Source organism: Flavobacterium sp. FlaQc-48, from assembly GCF_044007335.1.
In the GTDB taxonomy this organism is placed as follows: Bacteria; Bacteroidota; Bacteroidia; order Flavobacteriales; family Flavobacteriaceae; genus Flavobacterium.
The window spans coordinates 78,637-94,824 of sequence record NZ_JBIPCR010000001.1; the positions used below are offsets into that span (position 1 = coordinate 78,637).

The 16,188-nt window shown below is 35.5% G+C and carries 12 protein-coding genes and 1 riboswitch; of the genes, 7 read left to right on the forward strand and 5 right to left on the reverse strand.

Translation table 11 applies throughout. The features are described 5' to 3' along the window. The first annotated feature begins 52 nt into the window (after positions 1 to 52). Complete coding sequence (locus tag ACHRWY_RS00285) at positions 53 to 3,442, forward strand: polysaccharide deacetylase family protein (RefSeq protein ID WP_395351380.1); 3,390 nt, start codon at positions 53 to 55, stop codon at positions 3,440 to 3,442. Positions 3,443 to 3,538: 96 nt separating this feature from the next. On the opposite strand, the gene ACHRWY_RS00290 is transcribed toward ACHRWY_RS00285, so the two are convergent. Beyond that, a complete protein-coding gene (locus ACHRWY_RS00290; protein ID WP_395351382.1) occupies positions 3,539 to 4,480 on the reverse strand; it encodes a proline dehydrogenase family protein in 942 nt (313 codons plus the stop codon). A gap of 56 nt (positions 4,481 to 4,536) precedes the next feature. Then, a complete protein-coding gene (locus tag ACHRWY_RS00295; RefSeq protein ID WP_395351383.1) occupies positions 4,537 to 4,839 on the reverse strand; it encodes an ArsR/SmtB family transcription factor in 303 nt (100 codons plus the stop codon). Between the two features lie 266 nt (positions 4,840 to 5,105). Here ACHRWY_RS00295 and ACHRWY_RS00300 point away from each other — a divergent pair, with 266 nt between their 5' ends. After that, on the forward strand, positions 5,106 to 7,283 hold the full coding sequence (locus ACHRWY_RS00300; RefSeq protein WP_395351385.1) for an HAD-IIB family hydrolase: 2,178 nt from the start codon (positions 5,106 to 5,108) through the stop codon (positions 7,281 to 7,283). Positions 7,284 to 7,291: 8 nt separating this feature from the next. Next, a complete protein-coding gene (locus ACHRWY_RS00305) occupies positions 7,292 to 8,800 on the forward strand; it encodes a glycosyl hydrolase family 32 (RefSeq protein ID WP_395351387.1) in 1,509 nt (502 codons plus the stop codon). Positions 8,801 to 8,827: 27 nt separating this feature from the next. Here the strand turns inward: ACHRWY_RS00305 and ACHRWY_RS00310 are convergent, their stop codons facing one another. The 3 genes from ACHRWY_RS00310 to ACHRWY_RS00320 form a co-directional block, all read right to left on the reverse strand. Next, entirely contained in the window at positions 8,828 to 9,073 is a 246-nt protein-coding gene (locus ACHRWY_RS00310; RefSeq protein WP_395351389.1) for a hypothetical protein, read from the reverse strand. 401 nt (positions 9,074 to 9,474) lie between these two features. After that, positions 9,475 to 9,864 (reverse strand): RidA family protein, encoded by a 390-nt coding sequence (locus tag ACHRWY_RS00315; protein WP_395351391.1) that lies wholly within the window; start codon positions 9,862 to 9,864, stop codon positions 9,475 to 9,477. Positions 9,865 to 10,038: 174 nt separating this feature from the next. Further along, positions 10,039 to 10,602, reverse strand: a complete 564-nt coding sequence (locus tag ACHRWY_RS00320) for a Crp/Fnr family transcriptional regulator (protein WP_395351393.1) — start codon at positions 10,600 to 10,602, stop codon at positions 10,039 to 10,041. 262 nt (positions 10,603 to 10,864) lie between these two features. Here ACHRWY_RS00320 and ACHRWY_RS00325 point away from each other — a divergent pair, with 262 nt between their 5' ends. The 4 genes from ACHRWY_RS00325 (at position 10,865) to ACHRWY_RS00340 (ending at position 16,171) form a co-directional block, all read left to right on the forward strand. Beyond that, a complete protein-coding gene (locus tag ACHRWY_RS00325; protein WP_395351394.1) occupies positions 10,865 to 11,113 on the forward strand; it encodes a hypothetical protein in 249 nt (82 codons plus the stop codon). Positions 11,114 to 11,399: 286 nt separating this feature from the next. Continuing rightward, positions 11,400 to 11,610: riboswitch (cobalamin riboswitch) on the forward strand. A gap of 114 nt (positions 11,611 to 11,724) precedes the next feature. Next, a complete protein-coding gene (locus tag ACHRWY_RS00330) occupies positions 11,725 to 13,773 on the forward strand; it encodes a TonB-dependent receptor (protein ID WP_395351396.1) in 2,049 nt (682 codons plus the stop codon). Then, a complete protein-coding gene (locus ACHRWY_RS00335; protein WP_395351398.1) occupies positions 13,770 to 14,915 on the forward strand; it encodes a DUF5074 domain-containing protein in 1,146 nt (381 codons plus the stop codon). The genes ACHRWY_RS00330 and ACHRWY_RS00335 overlap by 4 nt, the downstream gene beginning before the upstream one ends. Before the next feature lie 80 nt (positions 14,916 to 14,995). Then, complete coding sequence (locus tag ACHRWY_RS00340; protein WP_395351400.1) at positions 14,996 to 16,171, forward strand: cell surface protein; 1,176 nt, start codon at positions 14,996 to 14,998, stop codon at positions 16,169 to 16,171. The last annotated feature ends 17 nt before the right edge of the window (positions 16,172 to 16,188 follow it).

Consider the following 16,188-nt stretch of genomic DNA (forward strand, 5'->3'; position numbering starts at 1 on the left):
TAAATAGAATCAAATTTTTAATGTATATTTAGGCATCAATCGTAATAAAAATATGGATCAAAAAAAACAAGTATTTCAGACTGAAACAAAACTGCGTTGGAGAACTTTTCAATGGTCGACCAGACTGATCATTTTTCTCATCCTCATGTTAATTCCTGTTTTTATTCTTACACTGCACCGCGGACTAAAACCGCCATTACCCATATTAGGCAACGATACTTCGGCACAAAATTTAGTAAACCCCAGTACGCCGGTTGCACTTACGCCTAAAGAACTTATAAAATACAAAGGCTTTAATAGCTTTTTGAGATCAAAGTCAAAGATGGAAAAGCTCAAAAAGCAAAATCAGGCAATTGATTTTCCTGAAATCCGTGCTGCTTTTTATGTAGATTGGGATCCGCAAAGTTTGTTTTCGCTTCAAAAGAATATTGACAAACTCAATATGGTGATTCCGGAATGGTTTTTTATAGACCCCAAAACAGATGCATTGCGTACAGAAATCGATACCGCAGCTTTGAAAATCATGAAAAAAGCGGGAATAAAAATTGTTCCGCTGATCAATAATATTAATGAATCTAAAGGAGAAGGAGAGTTTGACGGCGATATGATTCACCGCATTTTGCATGACGATGTAAAAAAAGAAAAACTGATTAATGATATCGTTAAAAACCTTAAGCAATATAACCTTCAGGGTATTAACATTGATTTTGAAGAATTTAAAGAAAGCGGAGATGAACCTATTATCGCTTTTCAGAAAGAACTTTACGAAAAATTGCATGCAATGGGATTTATCGTGACGCAGGATATCATGGCAAACGACGAAGATTTCAATATAAAAGTCTTATCAAAATACAATGATTATATGTTCCTCATGGCGTATGATGAGCATTACAGCGGAAGCGTTCCAGGAGCGATAAGCAGTCAAAAATGGACAGAACGAATTCTCGATCAGGTGGCCAAAGAAATTCCGTCGGAAAAAATTATTCTCTGTTTTGCCGGTTACGGTTATGATTGGGAAGACAGCAAAGAAGCCGTGACCGTAACGTATGATGAAGCCTTATCATTGGCAAAGCAATATGGTGCGACCATAACTTTTGACAACACCAGTTACAATAACTCGTTTCGTTATACAGACGGAAGAGGGAAGAAGCACCAGGTTTATTTTACAGATGCAGCGACTAATTTCAATACCATTCGATTTGCAGACGAGTACGGAACTGCCGGAACTGCCTTATGGAGATTAGGCAGTGAAGATGGCAGATTGTGGCATTATTACAATCGAAGTCTAACAAACAAAAGCATTGCCAAAACAGCATTTGATTTTAAAACATTAGAGAAAGTGCATATGATTTTTTCAACGCCTGATTATATAGGCGAGGGAGAGATTCTAAATGTGCTTACAGATCCGCAACCCGGAAAAATTAACCTCCAGACAGATCCTAATGAATCCATCATTACAGAGGAAAAATATGTAGAATTGCCAACAAAATATGTGATTAGTAAATTTGGAAACGTACACAAACAAGTTATTTTAACTTTTGATGATGGTCCGGATCCAACCTATACCCCACAAATTTTAGACATTTTAAAACGTGAAAAAGTGCCTGCAACTTTCTTTGTGGTAGGACTTCAGGGCGAAAGTAATATTCCGCTTTTGCAAAGAATTTATGAAGAAGGACATGAGATAGGAAATCATACTTTTACGCATCCTAATATTGCCCTGGTAAGTAAAGAAAGGGCTTCGGCCGAAATGGAAACGACGAGATTACTGATAGAAGCGGTTACAGGAAGAAGCACTGTACTTTTTAGAGCGCCTTACAATGCCGATGCCGAACCCACAACAGAAGCAGAATTAAGACCTGTTGCACTCAGTAAAGCACAAAATTATTATACTGTTGGAGAAAGTATAGACCCAAATGATTGGGAAAAAGGGGTTTCTGCGGATAGCGTTTATACAAGGGTTGTCAGAGCCTACGAAGCTGATCCGACCAAAGGAATTATCCTGCTTCATGATGCCGGAGGAAACAGGGAATCAACCGTCGAAGCTTTACCAAGAATTATAAAATACTTTAAAGACAAAGGAATTCAGTTTACCACCGTTTCGAAGTTATTAGGAAAAACCAAAAACGAGATCATGCCAAAAGCGAAAGGCAATTTGATGACGATTGATAATATTATTTTTGATTTAGGCTATTGGTTCGGTCATTTTATTACAGCTGTTTTCTGGATTGCAATTTTGTTGGGATTCTTTCGCATTTTGCTCATGGCGATTATGGCCTTTTTAAAAAAATGGAAAGACTATAAATACCCCTTAAATTATAATGAAATAAATGAAAACCATCCAAAAGTAAGTATTATTGTGCCGGCTTATAATGAAGAAGTGAATGCCGTTAAAACCCTTCACAACTTGCTTCGACAGGATTATCCAAACTTTGATATTATTTTTGTCGACGACGGATCAAAAGATACGACATTCAGCCAGGTAGATACCGCATTTAAAAACCACGATGTTGTAAAAGTACATACTAAAGTAAATGGAGGAAAAGCCTCGGCACTTAACCACGGAATTGCCATAACCCAAAGTGATTTTGTAGTTTGTATTGATGCAGATACACAATTAAAAACAGATGCACTTTCGCAATTAATGAGGTGTTTTACGTTGCAGTTTAAAGACAATGAACAAGTAGGGGCTGTTGCCGGAAATGTAAAAGTAGGAAACGAAAATACCATGCTGGCCAAATGGCAAAGTATTGAATATACTACTGCTCAAAATTTTGACAGAAGGGCTTTTGACCTCATTAACGGAATTACGGTGGTGCCCGGAGCGATTGGTGCTTTCAGGAAAGAAGCGATCGAAATTGCAGGAGGTTTTACAACAGATACCCTCGCCGAGGATTGTGATTTGACCATAAGAATTCTGCGAAACCACTACCGAATTGTTAATTGTGTCGAAGCTGTTGCCGTTACAGAAGCACCTGAAACTTTGAATGAATTTATGAAACAGCGTTTCCGTTGGAGTTATGGTATCATGCAGGCATTCTGGAAAAATCGTGATGCCTGTTTTAATCCAAAATACAAAGGCCTCGGAATGGTTTCATTACCAAACGTATTGATTTTTCAGATTGTGCTTCCTATTTTCGCTCCGTTGGCAGACTTAATTTTAATTTTAAGCTTAATCTGGAATCATAATGATATCGACAGTCTTCATAAAATTGGAATTTATTATCTGGTATTTATGCTGGTCGATATGCTGGTGAGTGTGATTGCTTTTATTTTCGAAAAAGAAAAATTGAGCAAACTCATCTGGCTCATTCCGCAACGATTTGTGTACAGGCAATTAATGTATGTGATTTTATTCAGAGCCATTAAAAGAGCCATAAAAGGAGAAAGTCAGAGTTGGGGGGTACTAACGAGGACCGGAAATGTTGGCTCGTTAGAGTAATAAAAAAAATTAATGCAAAACCAGTCCGGAATAAAGGGACTGGTTTTACATATGAGATGATAAGATAGTGATCAAAAAAAGATTTAAACAGGAACATTAATTGACAATGTCGTGCAGGGCCTGAAAGATATTCAAGGGATATTCAGCGATTCTGTTGCAAAGGTATAAATACCATTCTTTGCCATACACAAAGTACAGTTTTGTTGGATAACCTTGTTCTTTTAAACGTGCCAATTGCTCATTCTGAATTCCGTATAAACTTTCAAATTCATACAAATCTTTGCTCGTTTTATAGTTCTCAAGCATAGAAACAACTTCTCTCTGAATGAAGTCATGGTGCGAAGCAATTGAACAGCTGTGATTTCGTGACAATAATTGGTCAATATAATATAAATAGCGCTCATCCAGAGCGCTTCCTCTTGGAATCGAAAAACCTTCAGGAGTTTCAAAAGCCCCTTTTACAATTCTGATTCTTCCGTTTTGCTGAATCAAATCCTCAAAATCATCTTTTGATCGGTGTAAATAAGCCTGCAGCGTAATCGAAACATTTTTATAGGTTGCAGAAGCTGTTTTGTACACGTCAATAACAGCATCTGTAATTTCAACATTTTCGGCACTAATAGTAACTTCTATATTTTTTTTTGCAGCTTCCCGGCATATTAAATCTAAATGGTTTAAGCACAGTTCTTTTGATATTGACAATCCAATATGCGAAAGATCAAGTGAAAAAGTAGCATTCAGTTCTTGCTTTTTAATTTCTTGCGCTATTCTGATAAATTCATTAGAAGCCTGAAAAGCCTCTTTTTCTGTTAGCGTATTTTCGCCCATGAATTCTATAGAGGTCTTAAAACCTTGTGCATTTTGATCTTTGACCTTAACAATAGTTTCTTCGAGTGTTTCGCCCCCAATATATCGGTCTGCTGCTTTTTTTATCGTATTGAATAAGATTTCATTAGAAAGAATATACTCTTTTGCCTGTTCATTTAAGGCTGCTTTTCGTAAAGCATTTGCTCCCATTAATAATAAATCTTTTTCCATGTTTGTTGTTGGGTATTAAATTAAAAAAGTTGAAGACAAAGTAGGTTTAGGATCAGTCAGATGTTGTCAGGCAATGCCTCGATATATTTTAGTATTTCCGTTTCATTTCTTCTGTAATACGTCCATTTCCCATGTCGGGTAGCGATTAAGAAATCTATTTTATGCAACATCATTAAATAATGTGAAATTGTCGATTGCGATAAGCCTGTTTTATCCTGTATATGGCATACACAGACACCATCACTAAAATCAGGAACATTGACCTGTTTCGGAAAATTTTCTTCCGGTTTTTTAAGCCAGTTTAATATAGCTACACGTACCTGGTTCGATAATACCTTATTTATTTCTGTAAAGTCCATATACAAATATAATAACTACATATCGAAATATATCGATTTGATGATTTATTTTTACAGCGGATCAAAAAGTTCATAACCTTCTTTTTGAATCATTATAAAAAAAAGCGGAAACTGCATTTTCTTAGAATGTTAAAATCACGATTTGCCATCGCTATGATTCTTACAGTTGTGGTATAAAATGTTAATATTCGTGTTATTTCTATTTAGAATTGAGGTCAGACTGGTCGATTTTTCGTACCTTAAAAATTCTAACAAATAAAAAGAAGATGACAAAATTACGAATTTCATTAATCAACATTCATGGACTCCTTAAAGGTTCAGGTCTGGAGATTGGTAGAGATGCTGATAATGGAGGACAAACAAAATATGTTTACGAACTTGCTGAGTTTTTATCGCAACATGAAGATGTAGAGCATGTTCATGTTTTTACAAGATTAATAGATGATCCAAATCTCTCTCCGGAATATGCTGTACCAGTCGAAGTCATTAATGAAAAATTAGACATAAGGCGAATTCCTTTTTTAGGAAAAAAATACAAGCCAAAAGAACAATTATGGGAAGGTTTGGACACTTTTGTAAACGGAGTGGTACAGCATATCAAACTTCATGATATATTTCCAAACTGGATTCATTCCCATTACGGAGACGCAGGATATGTTGCCAGTGAATTATCAACCATCTTAAACATCCCGTTCGCTCATACAGGACATTCATTAGGTTTTCATAAAAAAGAAAAATTACTGCAAAGCGGTATAAGTGAGGAAGAAATCGAAAAGAAATTCAGGTTTAAACAAAGAATTGGTGCCGAAGAAAAAACATTAGAATTATCTGAATTTATTGTAACCTCTACAGAGCAGGAAATTGAAACTTATAAACCCTACAAAAATTTTGATTTAGCTAAATACCACGCCATTTCTCCAGGAATTGATACCCGCAAGTTTGTTCCTTATTATCATAGAGAACAGGATTCCGACAAGCAAATGGAAGAAGAACAACGAAAATACTGGGTGGCGGAAACTATTTCTAAATTTCTGATCAATCCGCACAAACCCTTTATTTTGGCCCTTTCAAGACCGGATCGTCATAAAAACCTCCATACGCTTATTGAAGTTTACGGAAAAGACAAGGAACTGCAAAGTATTGCCAACCTGGTCATTTTTGCCGGAATTAGAAAAGACATTTCAAAAATGCCGGAATCCGAAAAAGATGTACTGACAGATCTGTTGTTGTTAATGGACAAGTATGATTTGTACGGAAAAATGGCAATTCCTAAAAAACATGATGTAGAAAATGAAGTTTCTATTATCTATCGGTATGCTGCCGAAAAAAGAGGTGTTTTTGTGAATTTGGCCCTGCATGAAAACTTCGGATTAACGGTTATTGAATCTGCAAGTTCCGGATTACCTGTTGTGGTGACTAAAAACGGCGGTCCATCTGAAATTATTCCAACTTGCCAAAATGGAGAGTTGGTAAATCCGCTGGATGAAAACGAAATAAAGAAAGCATTGCGCAATATTTTAACCAATGAAGGACAATGGAAATATTATTCGAATAATGGCGCCATTAATATTCAAAAACATTATAGTTGGTTAAGTCACGTTAACCAGTATGTAGAGCTGGTAAATGAAAATTTATCTTCTTCATCGGGTTCCGGAATTAAAAAGCAGCATTATCCCAATATTAATATTGACCGGTTAAAAAGAAAGGTGGAACATTTGTTTGTATCCGATATTGACGGGACACTCATTGAGCCAAAACTGAATAATCCGGGCTTAGCAGAATTAAAAGAACATTTAATAAACCGTACAGATAAAATGGCCTTTGCCCTGGCATCGGGAAGAAATCTGAATTTGGTTAAAAAAGTAATCGAAGAAGAACAATTTCCTTTACCGGATTTTATTATTTGCTCCGTCGGGACTGAAATTTATTATACAAACGGCAAAGACTATATTCTGGACAAAGGCTGGGCTACATTTCTGGCAGGCCGCTGGAAAAGAGACGATATAGTAAACCGATTAAAAGAAATTCCATGGCTGCGCATGCAGGAAGAAGAAGCACAAAACCCTTATAAAATCTCTTATTATTATGATAAAGAAAAATACGATTACGACCAGTTAATTGCTGTTTTAGGTGCAGGATGGTACAAAGTAAACATCATTCCAAGTCATGGTGAGTTTCTTGATTTTATTCCTAAAAGAGCCTCAAAAGGAAATGCAATAAAGTTTTTATGCCGCAAATGGGCGATTCCATTATCGAATGTAATTGCGGCGGGCGATTCAGGAAATGATATCGATATGTTCAGAGGCGCTGTAAAAGGAATTATTGTAGGAAACCGAAGCATAGAACTGGCCCGATATGAAACTACAAAAAGTATTTATGTGGCTAAAAGTTCCGCTTCTTCCGGGATTTTAGAAGGATTAAAACATTATAAAATAATTAAATAGGTTATAATATGTATTCAGGTTCAGGATTTAGTAACTGGGAAATAGGAGATGTTGATGTATTTATAGATGAAAAGGGAGTTCATCATTTATTTCATTTGATTATTCCCAATCACGATTACATTGCCCATGCAGTATCAAAAGATGGTCTCTCCTGGAAGAGAGTAAAAAATGCCTTATTTGTGGGAGATCCCGGTGATTGGGATGATGATATGTTGTGGACCATGCATGTTAGCAAGTGCTCTGAAGGAGAAGGTTACGAAATGTATTATACAGGTTTAAAGCGCAAGGATAAAGGAATTACGCAAAAAGTAGGCAGAGCTGTTTCTCCTGACTTACTTCACTGGACAAAAGACAATCAATACGGTTTACCCTTAAAAAGTGAGGCTCCTTATTATGAAAGCAGGGAAAATAACCCAAGAGAATGGCTGAGTTTTAGGGACCCTTATAAATATCAATTTGAAGGAGAAGATTATTTACTAATTTGTGCCAGAAGCGCAGTAGGGCCAACCTATAGAAGAGGCTGTATAGGGGTGGCAAAAAGAGGTGAACAAGGTTTTGTGCTTCAAAAACCACTGCATGTTGCGTATGTCTATGATGATATCGAATGTCCTTGCGTCGTAGAAATAAAGGGGATGCATTATTTATTAGGTTCTATCAGGGAAGATATAAAAGTCCGCTATTGGTTTTCTCCGGACTTTAAAGGAGAATATCATGCTTTTCATAATAACGTGCTAATGCCTCAGGGCAATTATGCAGCCAGAATTGTAAAAGAAGGCGAGTATTATTTAATCTATAACTTTTACTTTGTTGGCGGAAATGTTAACACACTTCGTGTAATACCGCCGCCGAAACAACTAGATGTGGATAGTAATGGCAGGCTATTATTAAAAACCTATCACCATTGGAGAACACTGTATCAAAGAACGATTCATCAAAAAAACTTACCTGTTCCGGTGCCGATTTTAGGAAACCCCTCAGCAAATTTTAAACTGGAAAATGAAAACAAATGGCGATTTGGCTGCAGAAGTGGCTACGAAGTTTTTTGCTTTGAAAAGCCATCGGATAATTTTGTCTGGGAAGGTACGCTGGCTGTTGAAGGAATGGGAAAAACGGGCTTTGTTATCGAATGTGATGATGAAGGAACGGCGTATTATATATCAATTGATTTTGTAAATGGCTTCGTTCAGTTTAGAGCCTGGGGATTTAATGAAAAAGATGTAAAGAATAATTTTGTTTTTGAAAACATCCAGACCAATCAGTTTGAGATTGTAGACAACAAAGAAATTTACTTTAAGATTATTCGCTATGGCAATTATTATGAGCTTTCTATCAATGAAATTGTAAAATTAACATTATTGGATTTCAAATACAGCGAAGGCAAAATTGGGGTATATGTGTGTTCTGCAATAGTATCATTAAGTGATTCAAAAATTCATGTAATTCCCGAACCAGAGAATGAATATGCAACATCTGATCCTAATAAAGCATTGGAAGAATACAATAAAATAGTACAATAATACGCTACTGGGCACATTACGATTGAATTAAGCAGAATTACTGTCTATGATACTTTGTACACTTTGGATAAAAATTTCTGTATTGTTGATTTCGCCTTTAATGTATATATCATAATGAGATAATTTAAATTGCTCCAGCATGTCTTTTTTAAGGTATTGTATCATGGATTCAATACTTCGGGTGTCGTTTTCATGATTCCTTTTTAATTCACGCTGTTTGCTTTCCAGATAAGCTAAAGTCTTTTTTAATCTTTGTACATTTATTTTGTCCACACTTAAATATTCTTAAATTTAGTAAAAACAACGATAATCGGGAATAAGATAAAATTCAGTATTTTTCCAAAAACGTAACAGTGAATGAATTTATCTTATTACAAGAATATTGTTTCGGACAGTTACGTTTAAATTGGCTTTTTAGTTTTGAAATATAATTCAAAAAATTAAAAAAATCTTTAAATTTTAAGAATTATTGATGTAATCTGTTGTAGCCCTTTTGTTTATGTTTTTTGGTGGATAAGAAAAATATTTCTTTTTTTTAGCATAACTGTTTTTAAACTCATTTTATAGTGTAGTACAACTTCGAAATTTCGTTCCGGAAAAAATAGTAACAAGCAAACAAGCTGTATTTTCTTCAGTAAGAAAAACAGCTTGTTTATTATCAGTAGGCCATGAGATTATTTTACAACCGTTGCTTCCAGTTCTACTTTTAAGGTTTCAAAAAGACTTTTTACTTCTAATAAAGTAGTGGCTTGTTTCATACCATGCCGGGCTACCCAATCCTGAATAATATTAAAATGAGGCCAAAGTTCGGCAGTATTGGTAGTGTAAATATTTAACCGGACAATTCCTTTACAATCATAACCGGATTCGGTAATGACCTGCTCCAGATTTTTTAAGGCCAGGATGATTTGCGATTTCATGTCCTCATTACTTGAAATTCCGTCGGCACTTATCGCGGTTTGTCCTGAAACATATAGTGTTCCTGCCGGATTTTTTACTTCAACAGCCTGAACATAACTGCGTTGATCCTGCCATTCCCAAGGATTAATTTCTCTCTTTTCCATTTGTTTAGCTTTTTTAATTTGTGCCAATAGAGGCATTGTAGCGCATAATAGTAATGCTAAAAGATTTGCTGTTTTTTTCACGGTTACAGTTTAAAATTTGTACTGCAAAATTGAAAATAACAACCGGAACAGGGCCTTGACATTTCTCACGATTTTAATGTGAGCTATGTCACATTAAGAAGATAATCGGCTTAAAGTTTCGCGGGAAACGCCCAAATACGAAGCAATCAGGCTTTTAGGAACACGCTGAATAAGTGACGGATATTGTTTTAAAAGTTGTTCGTAACGCTCTCTTGAGTTAGAAGTCTGCCAGGAAATAATGCGGCGTTGCGATCCAAGAAAGCCAAAAGTTGCTTTCTCCAGAAAAAAGCGTTCCATTTTTTGCAGGCCATCGCACAGTTTTTTATAATCTTCCAGTGTACAGCAAAGCACCTCAGTATCTTCGATACATTCTAATGACATTGTTGCTTCAGTTTCCGTAAAAAAGGCATAATAATCACTTTCCCACCAATCTTCCATAGCAAAAGAAACAATATGCTCCTTTGCTTTATCATCGGTATAGACCAATTTTAAAAGACCTGAAATTATAAAATAAGAATACTTGACAGTATCGCCTTCCTGAATAAGAAATTGATGTTTCTTAAATTTTTTGGTCGAAAAATGAGAAAACACAAAAGCAAACTCCTCATCAGTCAATGGGATTATTTTTTCTATATGTTCTCTAAGTTGGTTTTGCATAGCAGAAAGCAAAGTTATTGAAATTTTAATTATAGAGAAGCTCTTATTGCGATATCACTGGTTGGGGTTTATTCTAAAACACAATAAAATTAAAGGATAAATTGTGAATAGTGATTTAGTAAAATAATAACAATTTATTAAACTTTTGTTTATTACTGTGTTGATAAATAATGTTTTATGAGTCAATTTTAACAGCATTATTAGCTAATTAATATTTATATTTGAGAATGAATTTGAGTCAAATAATTTAAAATATTTACAAATGGATAAAGCTATAAAACTAAAAGTTCGTAAGGAGTTGGATAGTCAACAACAGTTGAATATTATTAAATTAAAGGGTAGTTTAATTTCTAAAGGTTATACTGAAATTATTCATATCCTAGATCAGGATGATGAATTTCATATTAATTCTTTTGCAACGCCTTCTGAAACTACGAATGAAGTCCAGGAATTTATCAAGGCATTTATCTGCAAAGAAAATTTGGCTGATACGATCTCAATATTCAGATAATGTTTGATTATCAAAAATCAGATCCAAATTAGAATTTTTTATAATACTTTCCTTTCTCAGCTCTTTTGTCTGAATGAATCGCCTTAAAGATTATCTTTAGAGGATTCATACTCTTTTTAATTTCTGGTAATTGTACCCGTTTGACAAGGTTTCATTCGACTATTTAATAGCAAAGATGCGGTTAAAAAATATTTTTAATTTTTTAAATTATTTTTTATATTTCTGTTAATTCATTGTTTAAAATGTAATTTTTAAGTCTAATTCTTCTTTTTATAAAGATAGTTCTATCTTTACGACAGATTTTGGTCTGTTTTCTTTGATTTTTTTTGAAGAAAACAGTTAAAAGGGAATCAGGTGTAAATCCTGAACAGACCCGCTACTGTAAGTTCTATACAAGTCTTTAAACGTTACTAATGCCACTGTTTGCCACGGCGAATGGGAAGGTTGTTTTAAAGATGGAACAAGTCAGGATACCTGCCACAATCACATAGTTTAAGACTTTCGTGGAATAAAGTTGAACAACAAAAATGGACCTGTTATTTTTTAACGGGATTCTCTCTTTTTGCTTTTTTGATTATACCATCCGCGAAGTTTATTTAATTAAAACAGTGATGTATAATATAAAAAGAATACGCTTACTCATTTTTCTGTTTTTTGCTCCATTTTTACTTCATTCGCAAGTATCTAATGATAGTTTACGGGTTCTAAAAGAAGTTATTTTAAAAGGAAAACCTTATCAGGAAGTAATTCCGGTACAAACGCTTTCGGGAAAATTACTCGAAAATTTAGCCAGCCATAATGTGGCTGATGCCCTAAGGTATTTTGCCGGAACCCAAATTAAAGATTACGGAGGGCTTGGCGGACTTAAAACCGTAGATGTTCGTAACATGGGCACACATCATGTAGGTGTTTTTTATGATGGTATACAGCTGGGGAACGCACAAAACGGTGTTACAGATTTAGGCAAATATTCCTTGGATGATATGGAGTCCCTGACGATGTATAATGGTCAGAAGAGCGAAATTTTTCAATCAGCAAAAGACTTTGCAGCAGCTTCAACGATTTATTTAAGAACGAAACGGCCTGTTTTTGAAGGCGATAAAAGCTCAAATCTGTTAGTACGATTCAAGACAATGTCAATTAATTATTTTGATCCGTCTTTTCGATGGGAACAAAAGTTAAGTGGTAAAGTAAGCATGAGTGTAAGCTCTGAATACATAAAATCTAACGGACAATATACATTCAGATATAAAAGAAATAATCTCGACGGAACGGTTGCTTATGATACCACCGCCACCAGACACAATAGTGATATCGAAGCACTGCGAGTAGAATCCGGCCTTTACGGAAAAATAAATAACGGGTCCTGGGATGCCAAAGTTTATTATTATGATTCTGACAGGGGAGCACCGGGAGCCATTGTCGAGAACAAATTTTCAGATGGCTTCAGACAATATGATAAGAACTTTTTTACGCAGGGTACTTTCATCAAAGACTTTACAAAAAGATATAAATTTCAGGCCAAAGGAAAATTTGCTTACGATTATACCCATTATGTAGCCAGAGATACAACTAATGTCCTTGGTGAAACGGTAACCGAAGGAGCACAATCTGACGACAGTTACTATCAGCAGGAATATTACGTTTCTGCGGTTAATATGTACAGCATATTACCAGCCTGGGATGTCTCGCTGTCTACAGATCTTCAATACAATAAATTAAACGCAACAAGAAAAGGTATACAAACCCAATTTTCATTTCCGCAACGCTATACCGCATTAGTTTCTCTTGCCACTACCTACAGACTTGGAGGTTTTAAGGTTTTAGGCAGTGTTATAGGGACTAATGTAAAGGAAGAAGTTCGGTATAATGCAAAAGCACCTGATAAAACCGAATTTTCACCTGCCTTATTTTTAGGCTATACACCCTTTAAAGACTACGATTTTAATCTAAGAGCATTTGCAAAACGTGTTTTCAGAATGCCCACGTTTAATGATTTGTATTATACGATGGTTGGATCCAGTACTTTAAGACCGGAGTATATGAATCAGTATGATGTTGGATTTACTTATAATCTGCCGGTTCGAAAAGAGTTTTTTGACAAATTCTCGATTCAGGTTGACGGCTATTATACCAATACCAAAGATAAAATTGTAGCAGCTCCCACAGGAAATTTATTCCGCTGGATGATGACCAACATTGGGCAGGTAAAAGGCCAGGGGATTGAGTCTGTAATTAATATGGGAATGCATATTGACAAAGTAAACTTAACAGCAAATTTAACCTATACCTATTCTCAAAGCAGAGACTATACCAAATTTGCAGGTTTGGAATTATCATCTTACGGCGATCAGATTCCTTATACGCCATGGCATAGTGGCTCAGGAATAGTAAATGCTGATTACGAAACCTGGAATTTTAACTACAGCTTCATCTATGTAGGCAAACGCTATAACGGAAACGTAAACAATATAAAGGTGAATGAAGTTCAGCCCTGGTATACTCATGATTTGGCAGTACAAAAATCGTTTGCCATCCGTCATTATCAAATGAAAGGCGCGATAGAATTGAACAATGTTCTCAATCAGCAATATGAGGTGATTTACAATTATCCAATGCCCGGACGAACATTAAAATTTATAATCAGTATAGAGCTATGAAAAAGATCACCACAAAAGTAATCCTTAGTTTATTTATACTTTTTGCTTTTAGTTCCTGCAGAGAAGACGAGACCATTTTTCCATCAAGTGATAAGAGCGTTGCAGCACCCCGAAGCGATGGTAAAATAGAAGGTTTTTATCTTCTTAACGAGGGCAATATGGGAATGAACCGTGCAAGTATAGATATTTTTAATTACCGGACCGGAAATTATACTACTGATATTTATTCAGAACGAAATCCAACAGTAATAAAAGAATTAGGAGATGTTGGTAATGATATCAAAATTTACGGAAACAAAGTTTATGCTGTAATAAATTGCTCTAATAAGGTGGAAGTAATAGAAAAATGGACGGCAAAACGCATCAAAAAAATAGACATTCCCAATTGTCGGTATGTGACTTTTTACAAAGATAAAGCGTATGTGAGTTCTTATTCAGGTCCGGTAGCCATTGATCCCAATGCAGAAATAGGTTTTGTGGCCGAAATTGATACTACATTATTAGAAATAAAACGAAAAGTAACCGTTGGCTATCAACCGGAACAAATGGTCGTACACAATGGGAAACTGTATGTGGCCAATTCAGGAGGTTACCGGGTTCCTAATTACGACAGAACAGTATCTGTAGTGGATCTGGAAACTTTTACTGAAACTAAAAAAATAGATGTTGGAATAAATCTCAACAGTATGGAAATAGACAGTAGAGGAGATATTTATGTGAGTTCAAGAGGAGATTACTACAATACACCTTCAAATTTATTCGTAATTGACAGCCAGACCGATAAAAAGAAACTACAACTCGATATTCCGATTTCAGGAATGTGCCTGGTAGACGATTTATTGTATTTCTATAGTGTTTCATGGAGCTATCTGACCAATAGTAATAGGGTAACCTACGGAATATTAGACACCAGAACTAAAAAAGTAATTAGCAATAAAATCATTACTGATGGTTCAGAAAAACAAATTATGATTCCGTACGGGCTTCAGGTAAATCCCGAAACAAAAGAAATTTATATTACTGATGCTCAGAATTATGTGGTAACAGGTTATATCTATTGTTTTAGTCCGGAAGGAAAATTAAAGTGGAAAACAACCGCAGGAAATATTCCGGCACATATGGCTTTTATAACTAAAAATTAAACCTGTAAAGAGAAGTACAGAAAAAAAAATAATCCTAAATTTTATTGAATATGGAAAGAAATCCTTTTAAAATTCTAAAAATGATATTACTGTCAGTTTTCGTACTGGGATTTATCGGATGCGGAACTGACAAAGAAGAAGACCTGGGAATTCCGGCAGTATTACTAAAAGATTCCTACTCCATAGATCGTTTTAAAGTACTGAATATTGCACCAAATTTACCCGCCAATTCACAAGTAACCTGGATGGCAAATGATTCTGTGATTTCGCAAAATTCGCAGTTGGATTTTATTAGTCCGTATCAAAAAACTTATATACTGACTTTAAAGGTAGAAATCAACGGAAACGTCAAAACATACACATCTTCTATTAACGTAACAAAAGAGGCGGGAACTTACAGTAAATACATATCCAACGTATTTGATTTCCGCCCGGCAACAGGTCAGTTTACCAATGAAATTCCGCAATATTTAACAGGAAACACCGAAGCCAGTCTTATCAGCGCAGCAAAAAAGGCGATTGTTGGCTCTAACACCAGCATGATATCGTTAGGCGGTTTTGGAGGTTATGTGGTATTTGGCTTTGATCACACCATCCCGAATATGGACGGACGCGATTTTAAGATTTTAGGAAATGCATTTTGGGGAAGTGAAGCCAATGAAGCACGTTCAGGATCTTGTGAACCCGGAATTATTCTGGTGGGGTACGACAAAAATAAAAACGGAAAACCAGATGAAGACGAATGGTACGAAATAGCAGGAAGCGAATATTTTAAAAACAGTACCGTAAAAAATTACAGCATTACGTATTTCAAACCAGATCCTTCCAAACCGCCGGTTACAGGAGATGAATTCTGGCAAACCGATGTTGAATATATTAAATGGCAGGATAATCAGGGGAAATCAGGTTATAAAACCAGAAACACATTTCACGATCAGAGTTATTATCCGCTTTGGATTTCTGAGGCTTCCTATAGTCTGAAAGGGACCAGAATTGCCGATAATTTCTACGATCAGAGTGGTACGGGAAATTATTGGGTAGGCAAATCATTTGATTTTGGTTATGCTGATAATGCACCCAATAACGATGAAGGTTCTAATATCGATATTTCCTGGGCTGTAGATAAAGACGGAAAGTATGTAAAACTACCGGGAATAGATTTTGTAAAAGTACACACGGGAATCAATCAGGAAGCCGGATGGTTGGGAGAAGTTTCAACAGAAGTAGCAGGAGCCTATGACTTACATCTTAAATAATAAAAACCTTTAACTGA